The following is a 23,253-nucleotide window of genomic DNA, read 5'->3' as shown; positions in this document are numbered from 1 at the left end:
CGTGCCAAGGTTTCGGCCCGGTGGCACCGCACTGCGGTGACTGCCGGTTGAACGGGGAAATATACCGAGACCGCACGTCAGAAGCATTTCCACACGCACGCCCGTGTTGATTTTCGACCGGCTGGTCCAAATAGACGCGGCAACGAGCTGATTCCGGAAATGGGCAAACAAACCATAACCAGACAGGCGGCGCAGTGAAATCAATCGTAGTGGAGGCACACCCTTTGGTGCGTGCCGGCGCGACCCATGTGTTGCAATCCTTGCCGGCCATCACCGAAGTGGTCAGCGTCGAGCCGGACGAAGCTCTCTTTGAAAACCTCGCGGCGCATGCGGACGCCGAACTGGCCCTGATCGGCCTGCCCTTGCCTGGCATCGACGATCTGCCAGCGCTCTCCCGGCTGCTGCAACAGCCGCATCCCCGACATGTCGCCGTACTGGGCGAAACCGATTCCGCTGCGCACGTGCGCACGCTGATGCAATTGAATGTGTCGGCCTATCTGCTGAAAAGCTATTCCGGCAAATTGATTGCAGCGGCATTGGAATTGGTGCTGGCGGGCGGCCGTTATGTGCCGGCATCGATCGTGCTGACACGGCCTGAAGCGATTGCGGCAGGTTCGGCCAACGGTAATGACGATGGCGCGTTACTCGGCCTGACGCAGCGTCAATATGAAATTCTCGTCTTGCTCTCGCGCGGGCATCCGGTCAAAACCATCAGCCGCATGCTGAGTATTTCCGAGGCGACAACCAAGGCGCATATCAACGCGCTGTATCGCCGGCTGGAAGTGCGCAGCCGTACCGAGGCTGTGTTCGTGGCCACGCAGCGCGGCGCCATGCTGCTGAATCAGCCGAACATTGGAGCCGAGGCCCCGGCGCCGCTATCGCCGCCGTTGCGCCTGGCGCGCACCGGCTGACACCGCCGCCCTTTCGGCTTTTCCGCATAACAAAAAACGGCGCCCGGAATCCGGACGCCGTTGCAAATATCCGCCCACGCTGTCGAGACGCGGGCGGTGACAAGGAAAAGCAGAACGCGAAGGCTTAGAACTTTGCGCGGATGCCTACACCGAAGGTGTCAGCCGTCGAGAGATCCGACACCTTGTCGCGGAAGTAAGCCGCATACACATCGGTGCGCTTGGACAGCGAATAGTCGTAGCCCACCGCCCACGTGTTGCGCTTCACGTCAGCCGCACCCGAGGTCTTCGTATAGGCATACGATGCCAGCACGGCGCCCGGGCCCACCGGAATCGACACGCCCAGCTGACCGCCGTTGCTCTTGGCGTCGCCGGTGCTGATCGTGTTCTTGATGTACTGGTATTGGCCGTACAGCTTGACCACGCCAAAGTCGTACGTGGCACCCAACTGCCCCGCCGTCTGGCGCGCAAAGCCAGCCACCAGGCTGTTCAGGTCGCCAGGCGCGCCGTCGTAGCGCACCTGCTGGAACGCCGCCGTGGCCGCAAAGTTGCCACGGAAATACAGCAGGCTGCCGCCCCACTTGTTCTGACCGTTGTGGCCGGCTTGCTCGCCCGCGCCGTAGATCAGGTTGGCCGTCAGGCCGCCCATGTCCGGCGTGGAGTACATGATCGAGTTGTCCCAGCCCGAATCGCCCACCAGGCCCGAGATGCCCGCGGCGCCCGTACGGCCGTTGCCGAGGTAGGTGTGGAACACCATCGGCGAGAACGTGTACGAATCGATGAACGGGTTAAACAGGATCGTCGAAACGAAGTACGGCGGGGTGTTACGGCCGAGCTTGATCGAGCCCCAGCTGTTCGACTGCAGACCGACAAACGAATTACGTGCGAAGAAGTGGTCGCCATCAAAGCGGCCAGACTTGCCCGTGTCGGGGCGGAAGAACGCTTCCAGCGTGAAGATGGCCTTCAGGCCGTTGCCCAGGTCTTCGCTGCCCTTCATGCCCCAGTACGACGTCGACATGCCGCCCGAGTTGACACCCCAGGCGCGGTCCTGGCCCAGGTTCTTGGTGGCGCCCGCCCAGGCATCCACCTGGCCATACAGCGTCACAGACGATTGGGCCTGCGCCGCGCCTGCAGTCAGGGCCGCCGCGGCAGCCAGTGCGGCCAGCGAAAAACGTCGCTTGAGTTGCATTGTTGATTTCTCCCTCTTGTGGTTCCGGTGTGTTGAATCGACTGAATCAGCGTTGAGGCGGCGGGTGGCTCAACCCGCCGCCGCTGAGATGGGGCCGTGAATGCAACTGCCGTGCCAATACGTTGTCGGCAAAGCGTCGCTTCACAAATAAATACGTTTTCTGGGGAAGGGGCGCAGACTAGCTTGAATACTTTAGGCGGACAAGTCCCCATCGCGGGGTGTGTGGCGCCGTTTCTGCACCGGTCTGGCGCAGTGCGCTTTCAGTCGTTTTGGAGCACGCGGATGTCGACTTCGCGTGTGTAGCGCTCGGGGGAAAAATCGCAGTACGTGAGGGAGATCGGCACGTCGGCCACGCTGTAGCCAATGCGGCGCACGCGCACGAGCGGCACACCCGCTTGCACGCCGAGCTGGGCGGCCTGGTGTGCATCGGCCACACAGGCAAGCGGCGCCTCGCGTGAGCGCGCGATGGTCAGGTTGGCGCGCTGGAAGACCTGCACGAACAGGCGATCTTCAAAGTCGCGCGCCTCCAGCATCGCCGCCAGCCGCGTCGTCAGCCACGTGCGCAGCAGCATGATCGGCTGCCCCTCCACCTGGGCGCGCCGCTCGACAAACGCCACCTGCGCGCCCGCCGCCAGGTCGAGCGCGGCGGCCACGGTCTCGTCGGCCGCCTCCAGTCGAAAAGCACTGACCGTATAGACCGCGCCGGGCACGTATTCGAGCGCCGCATCTGACTGGCCCGGCGCATACAGCACCGGCCGATGCGGCCCCACGCGATCGAGCACCACGCTGCGCTGCCCCCGCGAGCGCTTGAGCAACCCGCGGGCCGCCAGCTCATTCAGCGTGCGGCGCGCCGTCAAGCGCGAGACGCCATAGCGCTGGGCGACTTCGTTCTCGCTGGGCGCGATGCTGCCCGCCGGCAGCGTTCCGTGCAGGATGTCGAGCCGAATGCGGTCGGCCAGTTCGAGGTATTTGGGCAGGCGGGGCGTCATGCCGTCGTTATACAGGAACGACCATCGGGCGCAGCAATGCAAATGGCCCACCGGACAGGTGGGCCATTTGCATTGCGCGCTTGCGTACGCGTCAGGCGGAGCCTGGCAGATCAGGCGATCAGGAATTTATCGCGGTTCTTGCCGATCCAGGCCGGAGCACGGCCGCGACCGGACCACGTTGCGCCCGTCTTCGGGTCACGGTACTTGGCCGGCACCGGCGCTTTCGCACCGGCACGGCGGCCGCGTCGCTGAGCCAGGCCCAGGTCTTCAGCCGTCAGGCCATATTCGGCAACCGTCTGGCGCACTTGCTGGATCACCGCTTCCAGCTCCTTGGCACGCGCAGTTTCGATCTGCTCTTCCAGTTTGGCCTTTTGTGCAATCAATTCCTTGTATGTCGCCATATGCGCTCCCAATAAATTCTGGTGTGAAGTCTGGTGTGGATCAGATATTAGATCAATTGTATTCATAACTGAAATCAAATTTCAACGTTTTTGATCCTGCCCCTTCAAACCGCGCCACTAAGCCGGGAATCAACTCGTGACACACCGGATGCTCAGTTTCAACCGGAAAGTCGGATTGACGTATCGGATTAGCGTACGCGATCATGCAAGGCCACAAACTGGTATCGCGCTGCATTTCAGTGCCACCACCATAGCAAGCGCCGCCGGGTCCCGCAATTCCGGCTTTTGCCGCAAGCGGCAATCCGCAGCATCGCAGCAGTACAGCAAACGCAATATCAATTCATATGCAAGTCGCCGGCCAGGTGTGCCATTGCACCGCGATGGCGCTCGCCAAGGCATGCCCATTTGGCGTGGCCGTAAAACGATTCAAAGCACCACCTTCCAGGTTGCAGTTGGATGAGACAACGATGAATTCGCTCTTGCCACGTCGTTTTTACTATCTGCTTTTGGTCTTTGGCGCGCTGGTCGGCTCCCTGTTTGTTGCCGCGACGTTTTTCTTTCCCGAACGTTCAGCCGAACGAATCAGCGCCTACTTCATCCTGACAATGGGAACATGCGTTTTGATGTGTGCAATCGGGGGAGCACTGACGCATCGCTGGATCGATCAGCATTTCGCCGCGCCAGAACGTGGGAATGGCGCGGATACCGAAATAGAACCGGCCCCCCCGACCGAGCCGCAGCAAACCGTTTTGAAACCCGTAACCCAAAAGAGCCACAGCGAGGTCGACAAAGCGCGCTCGGAATGTGTTGTATCGACCACAAACTAGACTTTGCGCCGCGCACGACTTTTGCGCATGATGAAGAGCATTGCCCCCGGCTTCCAGTAGCCGGCGTTCTCGTGGCCAGCGTCGCCCGAGGTCCATGCTGAGTGAGATATTGGGCAATACCTCAGGTTGGAGCGTGGGATGCCAGACGAAATTTCCTACCCGTTGTCGGCGCAAAGCCTTCCGGTTCCGCTCTATGTGGTGCTCGAAGGCCGCATCGTCTTTGCCAATGCAGCCGGCGTTTGCATGGTGCGGGCGCTTTCGTCCGACCAACTGCTCGGCGAGCCCTTTTCGCGCTTCTTCCAGGACGTGCCTGCGTGGCTCGAGACCCATGCCGGCGGCGACACCGATGCAAGCCCGCCCGATGCTGGGGCCACGTCGGCAGCGCAACTTGTCTCCGCCCTTTGCGCAGGCGACTCCATCGAGGTGGTCAGCGTTCGACTGACGGTCACGCCAACCCGCTTTGACGGGCTGCCGGCACAGCAGGTGGTGGTGCACGGATTGCCGCTGCCGCTCGATGCGCAACTGCCCGGCAAGGCCGGCGAACGCGTGCTCAGCGCCGAAGCGATTGGCGCAGCGCTGCCGCACGAGCATCTCGATCATCTGCTTTCCACGCTGCCGTCCTCCGCGTCGCTGGGCGAGCGGCTGCATGCTGCGTTGCGGGCGCTGGAGGCAGCGTTGCCCTCGACGCTGTGCGTAGTGGTGCGTGTCGTCTCCGGGCGCGCACGGCTCTATGGCACGCAGCGCGCGCGTGCGAAGCTGGCGTTGCGCGACGATCGTGCAGCGCACCAGCCTCCCACAGCGCACGGTGAATTCGATATCGAACTCGCCCGCATCGCGCCGCTGCTCAATGAGCTGGCGCCCATCGAGCTGATTCGCGAAACCAATGCGCCCACGGCTGTGCGCGAAGCGCTCGTGCGCGTGCTGGAGACCGCGCAGCCGACATGGCTATGCCGCATCCCGGCCCAGCATGGCGGCATGGCCGTCGCCGATGATCTGCTCTGCCTCTTCTTCCCCACGGCCAACCCGACCGACGACGCAACGTTGCGCGCAGTGTGCGGCCGCTACATCGCCGCGTTGGTCAAGCTGCTGCGCCTGGAGAATGAATATCGCCAGTCCCGCGAGTTGCGCGATCAGTACCGGCTGGTCGTCAACCATCTGAGCGAGGGCGTGCTGACGCTGTCCACCGATGGCCGCGTGCTGTCGTACAACCGCAGCGCGGCCGAGATCCTTCGCATGTCGGGCGCGTCATGGAAAGGCCGCCCGCGTGTGGCACTGAACGACATGATGCTGGGCGAAGACGGCGCCATCCTGCCCCGCGCGGCATGGCCGTCTACACTGGCGGCCCGCACGGGACGCGCGATCAGCAACGTCGTTGTGGGAGTGCCGGCCGGCAATGGGCAGATCGTGTGGCTGCGTGAGTCGGTGCTGCCGATGTTCTCGCCGGACAGCGCGTCACCGCACGCGGTGCTGGTCATCTTTACCGACATCACCGCCGAGCGTTCCGCCTACGAGCAGTTGCGCCTGCTGGAGACCAAGGATTCGCTCACCGGTCTGCCCAATCGCGCGGCATTCATCGAGCGGCTCGATGCGCGGCTGGCCCTGCCGTCCACGGGGGAATCCGCACTGCTGTATATCGGGCTGGACCACTTCAAGACCGTGAACGAGGCGATGGGGCACCACGTGGGCAACCAGGTGCTCAACATGGCGGCGCAGCGCATCCGCAGTCAGGCGGGCCAACGCGCGTTGCTGGCACGATTGGGGGGCGATCAGTTCTGCGTGGCCATCGATGACCCGAAGGCCGCCGACACACTCGCCCAACAGGTGCTCGACGCGCTGGCCCGCCCCTTCACCGGCGGCGAGCGCGAGGTGCATCTGTCCGCCAGCATTGGCGTGGCGGCCTACCCCGAAGACGGCGGTGACGCGGCCACGCTGGTCAGTCACGCTGAAGCCGCCATGTACCGCGCCAAGGAAAACGGCCGTAACCGCATCACCCGGTATTCGCGCACGCTGGAAACCCAGATGCTGCGCCGCTTCACGCTCAACGAGCGCATGCGGCGTGCGCTGGGGCGTGGTCAGGTGCGGCTGGTGTATCAACCCAAGTACGCACTCGACTCGGGTGAACTGGTGGCGGTTGAGGCGCTGATGCGGTGGTCGGACCCCGAGTTGGGCGCGGTGTCACCCAGCGAGTTCATCGACGTGGCGGAGGAGTCGGGCTACATCCTCGAACTCGGCCGCTGGGCGCTCATGCAGGCCTGCGCGCAAGGCGAGGCATGGGCGCGAAAGTTCGGCTTCACGGGTCGCATGGCGGTCAACGTGTCCGCACGGCAGTGCGATGCCGGCGTGATCGAGCGCGACGTCGACGAGGCACTCAAGGCCTCGGGCATGGCGCCGGGCCGGCTGGAGCTTGAATTGACCGAAAGCGTGCTGCTGGCCGACAGGCAATCGACACAGCGTCTGCTGATGAGCCTGGCCGCGCGGGGCGTGCGCATCTCGCTCGATGATTTCGGCATCGGGTTCTCGTCCCTGTCGTATCTGCGCAGCTTGCCGATCCACAACATCAAGATCGATCGATCGTTCATCAGCGGCGTACCTGGGGTGGCCGACTGCGTGGCACTCACCAAGACCATCATCGCAATGGCCCGCGCGCTGAACATGACGGTCACGGCCGAAGGTGTGGAAACCCCCGAGCAATCGGCCTTTTTGTCTGCGCATGCATGCGACGAGGTGCAGGGCTTCCTGTTTGGGCGGCCCCTTGAAGTGTCTGCACTGGAAGAGTTGCTGCGCACCCGAAGCCGCGCGCAGGCATAAAAAACGGACCCGAGGTTCAGCCTCGGGTCCGTTTCTTTTCAGGTCGACGCCAAGGTCGAAACGAAATCAACGCGTCGATACGTTGCCCACCAGGCCGCCCAGCGCGGCGCCGCCCAGCGTAGCACCGGGGCCGCCAATCAGCGCAGCGCCGGCCAACCCGCCCACACCCGCGCCAATGGCGGTATTGCGTTGACGTGCCGTCATGTCGGCACAGCCGGTTGCAGTTAGCAGCGTGGCACCGGCCAGCAGAATCGTCAGTACCCGAACCATGTTCTTCTCCTTGAATGCGTCGGTCGCGATCAAGCCATCGCGTATCGGAAGTCTGGCCAACGGGCGCCCGATATGCTGTTTCAAGTTGTAATCAATCGTTGCAATGTGCAGACCGGCGTCTTCCGACAAGCGCTTGCCACATTCGCGAGCAGCGCCGATCAAAACCCGTCACCACGCGGGTCGGATGATGTTTCCCACAGACTTATCCACATGTTCTGTGCATAACCTGCCCAAACGGCGAAGACCCAAGTCACAAAAGGGCTTGACGGGTTTGTGCAAACGTGCAGATCACGTAAAACGTGTGCGTGCAGCGCAAGTTATCCACATCGGCAGGGGCCGTTACATCGTGCAACAAACCCTTGTGCGTCAAGCGCTTGCGATGGGTTCTGCAAGCAGTGTGCGCGCTACTGTGGACAAGTTGTGCCGGCCGGAAGCGCCGGGCCGGTTTGCCGACCGCCGCAGGAACCGCACGCCCACGGGCGGGCGTCGGCCTAAAACACCCGTCCACGAGCGTTCGACGCTCGAACACGCGCGCTCGACTGTCGGCGTCGAACCTCTGCGAGCGGAAGACGACCCTCAAACAGTCGCATTCGGATGTTTGAGCTCGAAATTTTCGACCTCTGACAACCGGCTCCCACCCTCGGACAGTGGCGCTTCAGCCTGAACGAGTCGACGTCGAGTCTTTGATGGCGAAGCTCGGCTCTCGGAGGTCCAATGGGTCGGATGTTTTTGGGCCGAGTCCGGGCCCCTGAGGGCCGTGCACCACTGTTTAACGGTGACGGGCCGGTGTCGGACTATCGCAATCGAATGTTTGAGATCGGCACACGCACCCAACACAGCGGCGCTGGGCAAGCGGCAGTCAACCGGCGGGGCGCGTAGCGCTGGATCTGCTTGGCCGATGGCCGATCGCCGCCTGCATCGGACGGACATACGCCCAGCGTGATCGGGTTCCGGAGCATTTCGGGCCAATCCGATCATGACGATCTCACCGGTCAGCAGATCGTGATCTGCGGCGGCGCCTCGTTGTGAGTCAATCCCGTTAGATCACGGGGTCAGATCGGCCGGCGTATCGACATCGCGCAAGATGCCGGCGTCATCGGTCTCGATGCGGATGAGCTTGTGGGGATCGATCAGTCGCCGCGCGCCCTCGTCGCCGTCGAGCGATGTCAGCCCTGCGAAGAAGTCGGCGCCGAAGCCGATGGGGTGGCCCCGCTGCCCGGCGTGAAAGGGCGCAACGCAAGAGTGCGAGTCGAGTGCGTTGGCAACTTGAGTGATGGTCTCGGGTGCAATCCACGGCATATCGGCCAGCGCGATGACCCACCCGCCGGCTTGCGGGCGCGCGGCCACACCGGCAGCCAGGCTGGCACCCATGCCACGTGCGGCCTCGGCATACCGCAGGACTTCACAGCCTGCTTCGCGCAAGAGCGCTACCAATTGCTCGACCTGCGCGCCATGCGTGGCAGCGGCGGGCACCACTGCCACCACGTCGCCCAATGCCTGCTTCAGATGGCGCGCGGCTTGGACTGCCACGGGGGTGCCATCGGGCAGCAGGGCAAGCAGCTTGTTGGCCACGCCCGCCGCATCAAACCGGCTGCCGCGGCCTGCGGCCAGCAACACACCAACAACAGGCCGCTGCGGCATCAGACCACCTCGGTCTTGAGCGTGACTTCCACGTTGTTACGCGTGGCGTTCGAATAGGGGCAGACCTGATGCGCCTGGGCCACCAGCTTCTCGGCATCGGCTTGCGACAGGCCGCTGATCCGCGCGGTCAGCCCCACCTTCAGGCCGAAACCGCCCTCCTCACGCGTGCCGATACCCACGTCGCAGTGGATCTCGATGTTGCTCGGATTGAGTTTGAGCATGCTCTTGGCGACAAAGTCGCACGCCGAGCCAAAGCAAGCGGCATAGCCGGCGGCAAAGAGGTCTTCGGGCGTGGTGGTGTTGGGCTTGCCGGGGCCGCCCATGGCCTTGGGCACCGACAGGTCGTGCGAGACCTGGCCGTCTTCGGTTTGCGTGTGGCCGTTGCGGCCGCCTGTGGCCTTGGCGTGGGCGGTGTACAGAATATTCAATGCCATGACATGCTCCTCCGGGGGTGAACAACGCAACCGCGGACGCAAGAATCGGTCCGCAATACTGGGGGATACGAGGCTGCAAGAACAAGAAAGCCGGCACACATCACTGCATGCCGGCTTCTATCTCATCACGCGATGATGACAATCACACCGTATCGAACGGCAGCTTGCGCTGACGCTTGCCGGTCAGGGTGAACAGCGCGTTGGCCACCGCCGGTGCAATCGGCGGCGTGCCAGGCTCGCCCAGTCCGGTCGGGTTGTCTTCCGACGACACGAAGAACACGTTCACCGGCGGCGCGTCCGGCATGCGCACGGGCGGGAAGTCGGTGAAGTTGCTGTTCTTGGTGGCACCGTTTTCGATGTCGATGGCAAAGCCGGGCTGGATCATCGCCAGGCCGAACACGCAAGCGCCCTGGATCTGCGCTTCCGCACCCATCGGGTTGACCACGCGGTTGGCATGCACGCCTGCGGTGACACGATGCACGCGCGGCTTGCCCTGGTCGACCGACACCTCCACCACATACGCCACCACCGACTCGAACGACGCATGCACCGCTACGCCCCAGGCCTGGCCCTTGGGCAGCTTGCGCTTGCCGTAGCCGGACTTGTCGACGGCGAGTTGCAGTGCGGCGCGATGGCGCTCATGTTCCTTGCCGGTAAAGCGCGCGAGACGGAAAGCGACCGGGTCCTGCTTGGCTGCATGCGCAACCTCGTCGACCATCGTTTCCATCACGTACGCCGTATGCGTGTGGCCCACGGAACGCCACCACAGCACCGGCACGTTCACGTCCGGATGGTGCACCGTCAGCTGCATCGGGAAGCCGTAGTCGTTTTCGACCACGCCCTCGACCATGGTCTCGTCCACACCGTTCTTGACCATGAAGGCTTCGAACGGCGTGCCCTTGAGGATCGACTGACCGACGATCACGTGGTCCCAGCCGACGACCTTGCCGCTGTTGTCCACGCCCACGTTGACGCGATGCAGATGCATCGGGCGGTAGTAGCCGCCGCGGATGTCGTCTTCGCGGCTCCAGATCACCTTGACGGGGCCGTTATGCCCGGCCGCCGCATAGGCCTTCGCCACGTTGGCGGCTTCCACTACGTAGTCCGACGTGGTGATCGCGCGCCGGCCAAAGCCGCCGCCCGCCATCATCGTGTTCAGCTCGATCTTCTCGGGCGATACGCCGAGTACCTTGGCGATGGCTCCCTGGTCGATGGTCTGGAATTGCGAGCCGACCCACACCTTCGCGCCCGTGGTCTTGCCACCGTCTTTCTGCAGATCGATCGTGCAGTTCAGCGGCTCCATTGGAGCGTGCGCGAGGTACGGAAATTCGTAGTCGGCCTGGATGCGCGTTGCGGCGGATTGGATGGCGCCCATGTCGGCGGCCTTGGCCACCGTGCCGGGCTGGCCGGCGAGCTTCTTGTACTCCGCCATCAACGCCGGCGTGGACACCGTCGAGCCGGCGTCTTCCCACGTGACCTGCAGCGCGTCGCGGCCCTGCTTGGCCGGCCAGTATCCGTCGGCGATGACGGCCACGCCCGTGCCGCCACGGTCGGTCGGGATCTGCAGCACATCGACCACGCCCTTCACCGCCTTGGCCGCAGCCGCGTCGTACTTGGCCACCTTGCCGCCAAAGCGCGGCGGGCGCGCCAGCACGGCGACCTTCATGTTGGGCAGGCGCGTGTCGAGGCCAAACTTGAGCGAGCTGTCGAGCTTTGCGCGCGCATCCAGGCGCGGCGTCGGCTTGCCGACAATGCGGAACTGCGACGGGTTCTTCAGCGTGACCTGGGCCGGCACCGGCAGCGCCATCGCGGATTGTGCAAGCTCGCCGTACGTAGCGCGGTGGCTGCCCGACGTAACCACGCCGTTGGCCGTGCGGCATGTGGACGGATCGACCTTCCAGCGCTCGGCCGCCGCCGAGATCAACATGGCACGCGCGCGACCGCCCAGCTCGCGGTATTGCTGGAACGAGTGGTTCAGCGCGGTCGAGCCGCCCGTCATCTGGATACCGAAGCCCGGGTCCTTGTACGGGTCGCCCGCGGGCGCGAGCATGCCACGCACGTTGCGCCAATCCACGTCGAGTTCTTCGGCCAGCGCCATCGGCAATGCCGTGTGCACGCCCTGACCGAACTCGAGCCGGTTGACCGCCACGGTGACAGTGTTGTCCGGCGCAATGATGATGAACGCCTGCGGCGGCGAGGGCGGCTTGGCCTTGGCGTCCTGCGCTCCGGCCAGCATCGGCGCCACACCCAGCGCCAGACCGCCGCCCGCCAGCGTCGTGAGTTTCAGAAAGCTGCGGCGATCAAACGTGGCCGACCCGGTATCCGCAGACGCCGGTTGATGTTGCGCGCCGCCACCGGCCAGCGCTTCAAGATTTCGAATACGCATCGTGAATTCTCCGGTGGGGTTCAGGCCAGCGATTTCGCTGCGTCGTGAATGGCCGCGCGAATGCGTTGGTACGTTGCGCAACGGCACAGGTTGCCGGCCATCGCGCTGTCGATATCGGCGTCGGTCGGCTTCTTCTTGGTGCGCAGCAAACCCACCGCGCTCATCATCTGGCCGCTCTGGCAGTAGCCGCATTGCGCCACGTCGTGCTTGACCCAGGCGTCGAGCACGGCCTTGCCGACCTTGTCATCGGCGATGTGTTCAGACGTGGTGATCTGCTGGCCGGCCACCGCAGAGATCGGCAGCACGCAGCTGCGCGTGGGCTGGCCGTTCAGGTGCACCGTGCAGGCGCCGCACGATGCAACACCGCAACCGAATTTCGTGCCAGTCAGACCGAGGTTGTCGCGCAGCGCCCAGAGCAGCGGCGTCGACGGATCAGCATCAACTTCCACCGGTTTGCCGTTGATGTTCAACGTGACCATTGGGGGATTCTCCTTGTGGGGCGTGAGGGGGTCTTGCCGTTATAAAGCCCTTGACATAGCGGGCTGGCGGCATGGACGGGGTGTATTAAAGCAGGTTCGGATGGGTTCTGCTGGCGCCCACGTCACATGGCTTCTGGCGGGTAGCACACGTTTTCGTTGGCTTTGGATCTGGTGTTTCATCTGCCCCAAAAAACCGACCTCTATCCGCCAAAGCAACTTGACAGCCCCCGGCCTTCCCCATCACTATCGCCAAATGCATTCTCAGCAGACCACCCTCCAAACCGCTCCTGCCCGCACCCTCTTGTGCGTGCGCGGTCTGCTATCCGCTTCTCTACTACGCGTGTAAGCGCGTAGACCTCTCTTTCCCCCTCGTTCCGGTGTTTGACCGGTCCGTGCCCTAAGCGGCGACGGGCCTTGTGTGTGGCGCAGTCCGTGCGCCGAATCGTTGGAGCCTCTCATGCCCGCCTCGATCCCGCTTTCGCTACGACTACCGACCGGTTGCCAGACCACGCGCCCGTGGCTGTCTGGCCGCCACATGCCGAACCCGATTCCGGCCACCCCGGACGCCGCCCGCGCGGCCGACCCCGTTGTACGAAACCGATCTCGATCTCACAAGACGCACTCACCATGTTGAAGAACCCCTCCACCAAGTACCGCCCCTTCCCCGCTATCGCCCTCGCCGATCGCACTTGGCCCAACAAGACGATCACCCGTGCCCCGATCTGGATGAGCACGGACCTGCGCGATGGCAATCAGGCCTTGTTCGAGCCCATGAACGCCGAGCGCAAGATGCGCATGTTCAAGATGCTCGTGCAGATCGGCTTCAAGGAAATCGAAGCCGCTTTCCCCGCCGCCTCTCAAACCGATTTTGATTTTGTGCGCGAGCTGATCGAGGGTGGACACATCCCCGACGGCGTGGCCATCGAAGTGCTCACGCAGGCGCGCGAAGACCTCATCCGCCGCACGATGGAATCGCTGCGCGGTGCCAAACGCGCCATCATCCACGTCTACAACGCAACCGCGCCGGTGTTCCGCCGCACGGTGTTCAACACCGACCGCGAGGGCGTCAAGCGCATTGCCGTGCAAAGCGCCAAGCTGATCCGCGAGATTGCTCAGACGATGCCCGAGACGCAGTGGACGTACCAATACAGCCCCGAAGTCTTCAGCGGCACCGAACTGGATTTCGCGCTGGAGGTGTGCAACGCGGTGACCGAGGTCTGGGAGCCGACGCCCGAGCACAAGATCATCTTCAACCTGCCGGCCACGGTGGAGATGGCCACGCCAAACATCTACGCAGACCAGATCGAATGGATGCATCGCAACCTGGCGCGCCGCGATTCGATCATCCTCTCCGTGCATCCGCACAATGACCGCGGCACGGCCGTGGCAGCCGCTGAACTGGCCGTGATGGCCGGCGCCGACCGCGTGGAAGGCTGCCTGTTCGGCAATGGCGAGCGCACGGGCAACGTGGATCTCGTCACGCTGGCGCTGAACCTGTATTCGCAGGGCGTGGATCCGGAGCTGGATTTCTCGCACATCAATGACGTGGCACGGACCTGCGAAGACTGCACGCAACTGCCGGTGCATCCGCGTCACCCGTACGTGGGCGACCTGGTGTTCACGGCGTTCTCGGGCTCGCACCAGGATGCGATCAAGAAGGGCTTTGCGGTGCAGAAGCCCGATGCGCTGTGGGAAATGCCCTACCTGCCGATCGACCCGGCCGACGTGGGCCGCACGTATGACTCGATCATTCGCGTGAACAGCCAGTCGGGCAAGGGCGGCATCGCCTATCTGCTGGAATCCGGCTACGGCGTGGCCATGCCGCGCCGCCTGCAGGTGGAATTCAGCAGCACCGTGCAGCAGTTGACCGATGAGAGCGGCCGCGAAGCCACGGGTGCCGACATCTGGGCACTGTTCCAGCAGACCTATCTGCGTGGCGACGGCGCGATCGGCTACGTATCGCACCGGCTGACCGAGCGCGATGACGGCAGCCAGCACATCCGCCTGGTGGTCAACATCGCCGACCGCGAGCACATCTGCGAAGGTACCGGCAACGGGCCGCTGGATGCGCTGGTGCATGCGCTGTCGCACGTGCTGGCGTCCCCCGTGTCGATCCATCATTACGAAGAACGTGCGCTGGGCCAGGGCGCCAATGCCGATGCCATCGCATTTGCAGAAATGGCTGCACCGGACGTGGCGGGCAGCGTATTCGGCGTGGGCGTGGATGCCAACCTGACAACCGCGTCGATTCGCGCCGTGGTGGGCGGGGTCAATCGCCTGATCGCACGCGCCGGTAGCGGCATGCTGCGCAGCGGCAAAAGCGAGGCGCACGCGGTGTAACGCACAAGTCGGGCTCACACAGTGGAGCGCGAGTTGCTAAATTGGAAAGATGAGTCTCGGGCCGCGCCCGGGCTCATCCCTTTCCAAGCGCGCCCGCGTGCACATCCACTGCCACAGGAGAACCGACATGACCACTCGTCCGACCGCGAAAGAGAATGCCAAGCGTTTTGCCAGTGTGATCCAGGCGCTGCAGGCATGCGAGGCCGCTTGCACTCATTGCGCGACGGAATGCGGCAAGAATGGCCACGCCGAAGCCATGGCCCGCTGCATCAGCGTGTGCACGGATTGCGCGGAATACTGTGCCCTCACGCGCAAATTCCTGGAGCGCAACAGCGAATTCGCAGACCTGCTTCTCGAAGACTGCGCCGAGATCTGCTCCCAATGCGCGGAAGAATGCGATCATCACGGCCAAGGCCATTGCAGCGCCTGCGCAACGGCCTGCCGCGCCTGCATGGACGCCTGCCTGAAAGTCGCTGGCGTCGAAGCGGTCACCGCGGAGCCGACTGTTTTCTGATTCTTTTTTCAACGCGTATGAAAATTGGCGAACTCGCCCAGCGTACGGGCATCAGCATCGAGACCATCCGCTTCTATGAAGCGCAGGGCCTGCTGCCTCCGGCTGCGCGCGCCGCCAACAACTACCGCGTCTACACACCCGAGCATGTCGAGCAGTTGGCCTTCATTGCGAAGTGCCGGTCGCTCGACATGGCGCATACGGAAATCCGCCGCCTGCTCGAACTGCAGGCCAACCCGCAGGCGTCGTGCGAAGAGATCAACAACCTGCTGGACGAACACCTGCGTCACGTTGAAGCGCGCATTGCCGAGCTGACCGACCTCAAAGGCCAGATCGAGGCGATCGGGCAGCGCTGCACGACGGCCGCTTCGGTGGCTGAGTGCGGCGTGCTGCAATCGCTGCACGAAGAGCCCGTCGCCGCCAATCATCACGGCCACAGCCATGAACATGGCGAGGGCGAACACGCGCATCGGCATATTCGCGGCGTGCATCGCTGAGCTGTCTTTCCCCTGCCTGGCACGTCACTTTGACGTGCGCCTTGACGTGCGATACTCGCCGCATTTCACGACACGTGGGTGAGGCGGATGAAGACGAAACCGGCTACGGCAGCACGATTCCAGCATCAACAACGCGTGGCATGCGCAGCGCTTGGCGCCATCGCGTCTGCCGCGGCTGTCACGGCGCAGGCAGCGACGCCTTCGCGCATCACCGATGTCACGTTGTATCCGGATAGCGCCACCGTCGTGCGCACGGCCACGGTGGCCGCAGGCGCCCGCAGCGTAGAACTGACCTGCCTGCCAATGACGTTCGACGCAGATAGCCTGCGCGTGGAAGGCGACAGCAGCATCCGCGTGGGCGATGTGCGTGTGGAAAGCGTTCCCAGCGAAGGCAGCGGCTGCGCCAGAACAGCGCTGGACACACAGATCCGCACGCTGGAAGACCAGCGCGCCGCACTTGGCGTGCAGATCCAGGCGAATGCGCTGTCGGCCAGCTACCTGAAGGCCGTGAGCGAGCGCACGGGCGGCGATGGCCGCGCACCGGCCACCGATTTTTCAACGCTGGGCCGCGCGACCGACGCGCTGGCACGTAACGCGCAAGACGTCTTTACCCGCCAGGAACAACTGAAGAAGCGCGACGCTGAATTGAAGGCGCAACTCGACGCGCTGCAACGCACGCACGGCTCGGCGTCCAGCACGCTGCGCTCCGTGCGCATTGCCGTGGCGGCACCGCGCGGCGGTGAGTTGCGCGTGAGCTATCAGACATCGCGTGCGGGCTGGCGGCCGGCCTATCAGGCGAGTGTCGATTCAGTGCGTTCGAATGTCGTTGTGGAACGGCAAGCCACGCTTGCGCAATCCACCGGCGAGGACTGGCGGGGCGTGCATCTGCGCCTATCGACCGGCCAGCCGCGCAACACGCCGCGCGGGCCGGAACCGTATGCGTGGCAACTGGATATTCAGCCGCCACCGCAGGCAATGCCCTATCCCGCCGCACCCGCAGCGGCGATGGCGCCAGCGCCCAAGGCTCAGCGTTGGGGGTTGCGCGAAACGGCCGACAGCGAACCGCTGTTCGAAGTGAACGCCGTCCAGACTGCGTTTGCCACCGAGTTCGACGTGCAAGGCGCAACCGAACTGCCCTCCGACGCGCAGAAGGTCACCCTTACGTTGGCGAGCGAAACGCTGCCCGCAAAACTTGCTGCGCGCAGTACGCCGCGCATGGACGCCAACGCCTACCTGGTCGCCACGGTGGACCGCCCCCAAGGCATTTGGCCCGCCGGCAACATGCAGTTGCGCCGTGATGGCGCAGTGGTTGGCAGCACGCAGTGGAATCCGGCCGGCGAAGATCAGAAGGTCACGCTGCCCTTTGGCCGCGATGATCTCGTCAGCGTGGTGGTGGAAACGCCGAAGACGTTCCAGCGCAGCGTGGGCCTGTTGGACAACCGCAACGAGCGCCAGTTGGCGGCGCTCTACACCGTACGCAACCGCCACCGGGACGCCATCGACGTGCAGATTTTGGAAGCCTCGCCGGTCAGCCAGTCTGACGATATCAAGGTGCGCTCGACCTTCTCGCCGGAACCTGCCAAGCGCAACTGGGAACGCCGCGCCGGCGTGATCGCGTGGGAGCAGACGATTCCAGCCGGCGAGAGCGCGCGCTTCTCGGCTGACTACCTCATCACCTATCCGAAGGACGCGCGCATCACAGGCCTGCGCTGATCGCGTCGGCCCCGCACGCGCGCCGACAGATCAGGCGCGCGTGCGCATCACCCGCAGCCCGTTGAACACCACCAGCAGGCTCGCGCCCACGTCGGCAAAGATCGCCATCCACAACGTGGCGTCGCCCATCACGGCCAATGCGAGAAACACTGCCTTGATGCCCAGCGCCAGCGCGATGTTCTGACGCAGCACGGCCACCGTGCGACGGCTGATGCGGATGAAGCTGGCGAGCTTGCGCGGGTCGTCGTCCATGATGGCCACGTCGGCGGCTTCCAGCGCGGTGGCCGTACCGGCCGCGCCCATCGCGAAACCGATGTCGGCGCGCGCCAGCGCCGGGGCGTCGTTGATGCCGTCGCCGACCATGCCGACAAAGCCATGCTGTGCGGCCAGCTCGCCCACCACGCGTTGCTTATCGGCGGGTAGCTGTTCTGCGTGCACGTTGTCGATGCCGACCGTCTTGGCGATGGCCTGCGCAGCGCGGCGGTCGTCGCCGGTGAGCATGACGGGCGTCACGTCCAGTGCGCGCAAAGCAGCGATGGCTTCGGCGCTTTCGGGGCGCTCGCGATCTCGCACGCCAAAGAGCGCAACTGCGCCGTTCGCATCGCACAGCGTGACGGCAGACATGCCCTCCGCTTGCAGCGACTCGGCAGCGGCGCGCCAGTCGGACGTGTCGAAGCCACGCTCTGCAACAAGCGCCGCGTTGCCCAGATGCCAACGCACGCCATTGAGCGTGCCCGCCACACCACGGCCCGGCAGGACCGACAGGTCTTCCACCGAATTCGCATCGACCGCGCCATGCGCCGCAGCGGCCTGCACGATGGCCACGGCAATCGGGTGCGTGGTGTTGGCATCGAGCGCCGCGGCCACTGCCAATGCTTGCAACTGCGTCGCATCGGTTGCGGCGTTCAAATCCGCGACGGCGCGGCGTGCGCCGTCGGGCAGCATCACCGTATCCAGCACCGGGCGGCCGGCAGTGAGCGTACCGGTCTTGTCCAGCGCCAACGCGCGCAGGCGCCGGCCGCTTTCCAGATACACACCGCCCTTCACGACGATGCCGCGGCGCGCGGCGGCGGCCAGGCCGCTGACGACCGTGACGGGCGTGGAGATCACCAGCGCGCACGGGCACGCGATCACCAGCAGCACCAGCGCGCGATACGTCCACGCCAGCCAACCGTCGGCCGTGACCAGCGGGCCGATGACGGCCACCGCGAGCGCCAGCAACATCATCGCGGGCGTGTAGATGGAAGAGAACTTGTCGACAAAGCGCTGCGTGGGCGCGCGCTGCGATTGCGCTTGCTGGATAGCCCCGGCGATACGCGCCAGCGTGCTGTCCGCAGCCACCGCCGTGGCTTGCGCCTCGACAACGCCGTCGGTGACGATGGTGCCGGCGAGGATGGAGTCGCCAACGGCTTTTTCCACCGGCAGGCTTTCGCCCGTGACGGGCGATTCGTCCAGCGCGGCGCGGCCGCTCACGATGCGCGCGTCGACAGGCACGCGGCTGCCGGTGCGCACACGCAGGCGCGCGCCAACGGCAACGCTGTCGACCGCCACATCGCGCCAGCCGCCCGCCCCATCGGCTAACTCGGCGGTGTCCGGCGCGATGGCCGTCAGCGCGCGCACGGCATCGCGGGCACGCACCAGCGCGCGCGCTTCGATGGCTTCTGCCACGGCAAACAGGAAGATCACCATGGCCGCTTCGGCCCACTTGCCGATCAGCAGCGCGCCGATGACGGCCACCGCCATCAGGAAGTTGATGTTGAACGTGAGTGCGCGCACGGCGATCCAGCCCTTGCGCAGCGTCGGGCCGCCGGCCAGTGCAATAGAAGCAAGCGCCAGCGCCAGTACCGGCCATGCGTGATCACCGAGCGACCAGGCGATGGCCTCGGCGCCGAATGCGGTCACGCCACCGATGCCGAGCAGCCAGGTGCGGCGCGAGATGCGCGTCGGCTCAACAGGTGTTGCAGCCAGGCGATCGCGCTGCTCAAGCACCTCGCCGTCCATGCCGATGGCGCGCAGCGCTCCCAGGAAGGGCGCGACATCGTCAATGGTGTGGTGGATGGTGAGATGACGCTCCAGCAAATTGAAATCCAGCGCGACAACGCCCTCCGCATTGCCCAGCTTGGCGCGGATCATGCGCTCTTCGGTTGGGCAATCCATCTGCTCGATGCGCAGGACGGTGCGGCCGGTGGCGGCTGCGCGCGCTTCGGCATCGACGGGGGCAGCGGCTTCGGGCGCGTGGCCGTGGTCATGATCGTGGTGGTCGTGCTCATGATCATGCGCATGTTGAGCGGTGTCCCTTGCGACCGGTTGCGCATGACCGCAGCAACCGCCACAGCCGGAGGCTTCCGGCTTGGCGTGGTCGTGGACAGGCAGGGTGGAGGCGAGATCGGGTTTCATGCCTCCATTCAAAACCCTGAAGAAGCTTCAGGGTCAAGCCCCATGTTCCCGTGGCGTCAGATGAGGTCTTTCATCCACTTGGTGACGATGGCACGGGCTTCCGGCCAATCGCCCAGCCCCGATTCGGCATTGATATGGCCGCGCGCGCCGAGGTTGACGGGCTCGGCTCCCCACACTTCGGCCTGGCCATCGCTCCAGGCTGCGTCACTGAACGGGTCATCGGTGCTGAAGACGAGCACAGCGGGAAATGGCAAACGCTGTTGCGGAATGGGCCGGAAGTCGGCCAGCTCCGGCGGCATGTCGGCGCGATCAATCTGCGGCGGTGCGACCAGCAAGGCGCCGCGCACGCGCACCGCACGAGCTGAAGTGGCCGCCCAATGTGCCGTCAGCACGCAGCCGAGGCTGTGCGCCACCAATACGACATCGCCAGGCGCCGCGCTGACTTCGGCTTCCAGCGCGGCCACCCAATCCGCACGCTTCGGGGCAAACCAGTCGCGCTGTTGAACACGGCGGTCACCATGCAGGCGTTCCCAGCGCGATTGCCAATGCTCGGGGCCGGAGTTCTGCCAGCCGGGGAGGATCAGGACGGTGGGGGTAGCGCTCACGGGGGGCTCCGGCGTTGGATAGGCAGATGGGGAATGCGAGACATTCTGCCGCGATTTGGCAGGCGGCGTAGGCACCACTCATCGGCAAGTCCGCACAATCGATCCAAATATTCTGTTTCACAGGCAGATCGCCAACTTCTACAGTCGCTCCTAAATCCCGCCAACAGGGGTTCCGAATCCAAAAAACTCGGAGGAGACCATGCTCGCACTGCTCGGGCTGCTGACCATCGTGGCGCTGTTTGTCGTCATCCTGACGAAGCGCATGTCGCCGCTGGTCGCGCTCATTGCCATTCCCGTCATCGCCGCGATTGTGGGCGGCTTCGGGCTCAACACCAGCAAGTTCATCATCGGCGGCATCAAGGACGTCGCGCCCGTGGCGGGGATGTTCATCTTCGCCATCCTGTACTTCGGCATCGTCACTGACGCCGGCATGCTGGACCCGATCATCGACCGCATCCTGCGCACTGTGGGCAGCCGCCCGCCGCGCATCGTGGTGGGCTCGGCGTTGCTGGCCCTGCTGATTCACCTGGACGGCTCGGGCGCGGTGGCGTTTCTGATCACCATTCCGGCAATGCTGCCGCTGTATGACCGGCTCGGCATGGACCGCCGCATCCTGGCGTGCGTGACGTCAATGGCCTGCGGCGTGAACTTCCTTCCGTGGACCGGGCCAATGATTCGCGCATCCGCATCCCTGCACATGCCCGTCACGGACATCTTCAACCCGCTGATCCCGGTGCAGATTGCGGGGCTCATCTTCGTGTTCGCGTGCGCATGGCTGCTGGGCAAGCGTGAAGAAAAACGCCTGGGCCTCACCAACCACGCTGGTGGCGCGCAAGTCGTCGCCCGCCCGCTGTCAGATGCGGAACAAGCGCTGCGCCGCCCCCGCAATTTCTGGATCAACATCATCCTCACCGTCGTCGTGATGGGCGTGATGGTGAGCGGCAAGGTCGACCCGGTGGTGATGTTCATGCTGGGCGTGGTGGCCGCGCTGCTCCTCAACTACCCGAATGTCGATCAGCAACGCCAGCGCGTGGACGCCCACGCCAAGGCCGCGTTGATGATGGCGAGCATTCTGCTGGCGGCAGGCGTGTTCACCGGCATCATGAGCAAGTCCGGCATGCTCACGGCGATGGCGAAGACGGCGGTCGACTTCATTCCGCCCGGCATGGCACACCACATTCCGGTGGTGCTGGGCGTGCTGTCGATGCCGCTGTCGCTGTTGTTCGATCCGGATTCGTTCTACTTCGGTGTGCTGCCGGTTGTGGCAGAAGCCTCGAAGATGCTGGGGGTTGCACCGGTGCATGTGGCGCAGGCCGCCGTGCTTGGCCAGATGACTACCGGCTTCCCGGTCAGCCCGCTCACGCCGGCGACCTTCCTCGTGGTGGGCCTGTGCGGCATCGAGCTGGCCGACCACCAAAAATTCTCGATCCCCTTCCTGTTCGGTGCCTCGCTGCTGATGACCGCAGTGGCCGTGGTGCTGGGCGTGCTTCCGTGGTGATGGCATGCAGACCGCGTTGAAAACATTCCGCATCGGCGGCGGCGCCGGTTATTCCGGCGACCGCATCGAACCGGCGCTGGAACTCGCAGAGTACGGCGACATCGACGTGCTGATGTTCGAGTGCCTGGCCGAGCGCACCATCGCGCTGGCGCAGCAGGTGCGCCGCAAAGACCCATCGCACGGCTACGACCCGCTGCTCGAAGCGCGCATGCGCGCCGTGCTGCCGGCATGCGCGGCACGCGGTATCCGCATCGTCACCAACATGGGCGCGGCCAACCCGCAGGCGGCGGCGGAGCGCACGCGCGACATCGCCCGCGAGCTGGGCCTGAAGCTGCGCGTGGCGGCCGTGACCGGCGACGACGTGTTCGACCTGCTGCAAACCCGCGGCCAGGACTTCACGTTGATGGATGGCGGCGCACCGGTCACATCGCTGCACGCGCGCATGGTGTCAGCCAATGCGTATCTCGGTGCGCAAGGCATTGTCGATGCGCTGGCGCAAGGCGCGGACGTCGTCATCACCGGGCGCGTGGCCGATCCGGCGCTCGCGCTCGGGCCGCTCATCCACGCCTTTGGATGGCGCATGGACGATTGGCACCGCCTGGGCTGCGGCACGCTTGCCGGGCATTTGCTCGAATGCGCGGGGCAAATCACCGGCGGCTACTTTGCCGACCCCGGCATCAAGGACGTACCCGACCTCGCACGACTGGGCTTTCCCATTGGCGAAGTGGGCGAAGACGGCTCGGTGCTGATCACCAAGGTCGCCTCGGCCGGCGGCCTCGTCACCGAAGCCACGTGCAAGGAGCAGTTGCTGTACGAGATCCATGACCCTGCGCGGTACCTCACGCCTGACGTGGTCGCGGACTTCTCCAACGTGCGCATGCACAGCGGCGGCAAAAACCGCGTCGTCATTGAAGGCGCCACCGGCACACCGCGCACGGGCCAGTTGAAGGTTTCGATCGGCTATCTCGACAGCTATATCGGCGAAGGCCAAATCAGCTATGCCGGCCCCAACGCGGTGGCCCGCGGCAAGCTGGCGCTCGACATCGTGCGCGAGCGGTTGGCGCTGACCGGCGTGCAGATGACGGAAACGCGCTTCGAGCTGATCGGAGTGGATGCGCTGCACGGTGCAGCCCTCTCTCGCACCGGTGCCGAACCGTACGAAGTGCGCGTGCGCGTGGCCGCGCGCACCGAGTCGATGGCCGAAGCCGTGCGCATCGGCAACGAAGTCGAAACCCTGCTGACGTGCGGCCCGTCCGGCGGCGGCGGCGCAACGAAGAGTGCGCGCGAGATCATCGCGGTCGCCTCGACTTTGATTCCCGCTGAACTCGCCCCGCACGCCGTAGACATTCTGGAGAGCTGA

The 23,253-nt window shown here is 64.7% G+C and carries 19 protein-coding genes; 9 read left to right on the top strand and 10 right to left on the bottom strand.

The window, feature by feature from the left end; genetic code table 11:
* Positions 1-194: 194 nt before the first annotated feature.
* Positions 195-911: a LuxR C-terminal-related transcriptional regulator gene (locus ACTJK4_RS12835; RefSeq protein WP_082076022.1), complete on the top strand. Its 717-nt coding sequence runs from the start codon at positions 195-197 to the stop codon at positions 909-911.
* 124 nt (positions 912-1,035) lie between these two features.
* Here ACTJK4_RS12835 and ACTJK4_RS12830 read toward each other — a convergent pair whose 3' ends face one another.
* The 3 genes from ACTJK4_RS12830 to ACTJK4_RS12820 all read right to left on the bottom strand — a co-directional run bounded on the left by ACTJK4_RS12830 (position 1,036) and on the right by ACTJK4_RS12820 (position 3,487).
* Entirely contained in the window at positions 1,036-2,097 is a 1,062-nt protein-coding gene (locus ACTJK4_RS12830; RefSeq protein WP_045203518.1) for a porin, read from the bottom strand.
* 260 nt (positions 2,098-2,357) lie between these two features.
* The gene (locus tag ACTJK4_RS12825; protein ID WP_433868281.1) at positions 2,358-3,086 is read right to left on the bottom strand and encodes a GntR family transcriptional regulator; all 729 of its coding nucleotides are present in this window, start codon (positions 3,084-3,086) and stop codon (positions 2,358-2,360) included.
* Positions 3,087-3,196: 110 nt separating this feature from the next.
* A complete protein-coding gene (locus tag ACTJK4_RS12820) occupies positions 3,197-3,487 on the bottom strand; it encodes an H-NS histone family protein (RefSeq protein ID WP_009240021.1) in 291 nt (96 codons plus the stop codon).
* Between the two features lie 467 nt (positions 3,488-3,954).
* Here ACTJK4_RS12820 and ACTJK4_RS12815 point away from each other — a divergent pair, with 467 nt between their 5' ends.
* Both ACTJK4_RS12815 and ACTJK4_RS12810 read left to right on the top strand, forming a co-directional pair.
* A complete protein-coding gene (locus tag ACTJK4_RS12815) occupies positions 3,955-4,314 on the top strand; it encodes a hypothetical protein (RefSeq protein WP_440818078.1) in 360 nt (119 codons plus the stop codon).
* 138 nt (positions 4,315-4,452) lie between these two features.
* The gene (locus ACTJK4_RS12810; RefSeq protein ID WP_440818077.1) at positions 4,453-7,122 is read left to right on the top strand and encodes an EAL domain-containing protein; all 2,670 of its coding nucleotides are present in this window, start codon (positions 4,453-4,455) and stop codon (positions 7,120-7,122) included.
* Positions 7,123-7,188: 66 nt separating this feature from the next.
* On the opposite strand, the gene ACTJK4_RS12805 is transcribed toward ACTJK4_RS12810, so the two are convergent.
* From ACTJK4_RS12805 to ACTJK4_RS12785, 5 genes are all read right to left on the bottom strand, one after another.
* Entirely contained in the window at positions 7,189-7,392 is a 204-nt protein-coding gene (locus ACTJK4_RS12805) for a hypothetical protein (RefSeq protein ID WP_009277078.1), read from the bottom strand.
* Between the two features lie 1,044 nt (positions 7,393-8,436).
* Positions 8,437-9,033 carry a nucleotidyltransferase family protein gene (locus ACTJK4_RS12800; RefSeq protein WP_440818076.1) on the bottom strand — a complete coding sequence of 199 codons (597 nt, stop codon included), beginning with the start codon at positions 9,031-9,033 and terminating at the stop codon, positions 8,437-8,439.
* Complete coding sequence (locus tag ACTJK4_RS12795; protein ID WP_009240025.1) at positions 9,033-9,467, bottom strand: organic hydroperoxide resistance protein; 435 nt, start codon at positions 9,465-9,467, stop codon at positions 9,033-9,035. Before ACTJK4_RS12795 ends, ACTJK4_RS12800 begins: the two co-directional genes overlap by 1 nt.
* Before the next feature lie 142 nt (positions 9,468-9,609).
* The gene (locus tag ACTJK4_RS12790; RefSeq protein ID WP_440818075.1) at positions 9,610-11,853 is read right to left on the bottom strand and encodes a molybdopterin cofactor-binding domain-containing protein; all 2,244 of its coding nucleotides are present in this window, start codon (positions 11,851-11,853) and stop codon (positions 9,610-9,612) included.
* Between the two features lie 20 nt (positions 11,854-11,873).
* Entirely contained in the window at positions 11,874-12,332 is a 459-nt protein-coding gene (locus ACTJK4_RS12785; RefSeq protein ID WP_004631388.1) for a (2Fe-2S)-binding protein, read from the bottom strand.
* A 627-nt stretch (positions 12,333-12,959) separates the two neighbouring features.
* Here ACTJK4_RS12785 and leuA point away from each other — a divergent pair.
* The 4 genes from leuA (at position 12,960) to ACTJK4_RS12765 (ending at position 17,393) form a co-directional block, all read left to right on the top strand.
* A complete protein-coding gene (gene leuA, locus ACTJK4_RS12780) occupies positions 12,960-14,672 on the top strand; it encodes a 2-isopropylmalate synthase (RefSeq protein ID WP_440818074.1) in 1,713 nt (570 codons plus the stop codon).
* A 127-nt stretch (positions 14,673-14,799) separates the two neighbouring features.
* On the top strand, positions 14,800-15,186 hold the full coding sequence (locus ACTJK4_RS12775; protein ID WP_232039014.1) for a four-helix bundle copper-binding protein: 387 nt from the start codon (positions 14,800-14,802) through the stop codon (positions 15,184-15,186).
* Positions 15,187-15,203: 17 nt separating this feature from the next.
* On the top strand, positions 15,204-15,680 hold the full coding sequence (gene cadR / locus ACTJK4_RS12770; RefSeq protein ID WP_232039013.1) for a Cd(II)/Pb(II)-responsive transcriptional regulator: 477 nt from the start codon (positions 15,204-15,206) through the stop codon (positions 15,678-15,680).
* An 87-nt stretch (positions 15,681-15,767) separates the two neighbouring features.
* The gene (locus ACTJK4_RS12765) at positions 15,768-17,393 is read left to right on the top strand and encodes a mucoidy inhibitor MuiA family protein (protein WP_440818073.1); all 1,626 of its coding nucleotides are present in this window, start codon (positions 15,768-15,770) and stop codon (positions 17,391-17,393) included.
* A gap of 30 nt (positions 17,394-17,423) precedes the next feature.
* On the opposite strand, the gene ACTJK4_RS12760 is transcribed toward ACTJK4_RS12765, so the two are convergent.
* Together ACTJK4_RS12760 and ACTJK4_RS12755 are read right to left on the bottom strand one after the other, a co-directional pair.
* Positions 17,424-19,790: a heavy metal translocating P-type ATPase gene (locus ACTJK4_RS12760; protein ID WP_440818072.1), complete on the bottom strand. Its 2,367-nt coding sequence runs from the start codon at positions 19,788-19,790 to the stop codon at positions 17,424-17,426.
* A 56-nt stretch (positions 19,791-19,846) separates the two neighbouring features.
* Positions 19,847-20,395: an RBBP9/YdeN family alpha/beta hydrolase gene (locus ACTJK4_RS12755; RefSeq protein WP_316871901.1), complete on the bottom strand. Its 549-nt coding sequence runs from the start codon at positions 20,393-20,395 to the stop codon at positions 19,847-19,849.
* 199 nt (positions 20,396-20,594) lie between these two features.
* Here ACTJK4_RS12755 and ACTJK4_RS12750 point away from each other — a divergent pair, with 199 nt between their 5' ends.
* The gene (locus ACTJK4_RS12750) at positions 20,595-21,893 is read left to right on the top strand and encodes a CitMHS family transporter (protein WP_260803326.1); all 1,299 of its coding nucleotides are present in this window, start codon (positions 20,595-20,597) and stop codon (positions 21,891-21,893) included.
* Positions 21,894-21,897: 4 nt separating this feature from the next.
* Positions 21,898-23,253: an acyclic terpene utilization AtuA family protein gene (locus tag ACTJK4_RS12745; protein WP_440818071.1), complete on the top strand. Its 1,356-nt coding sequence runs from the start codon at positions 21,898-21,900 to the stop codon at positions 23,251-23,253.

The organism is Ralstonia sp. 22111 (assembly GCF_052045895.1).
Classification (GTDB): Bacteria; Pseudomonadota; Gammaproteobacteria; order Burkholderiales; family Burkholderiaceae; genus Ralstonia; species Ralstonia wenshanensis.
Note: the sequence above shows the minus strand (reverse complement) of the source record. Positions and strands in the feature narration are given on the sequence as shown.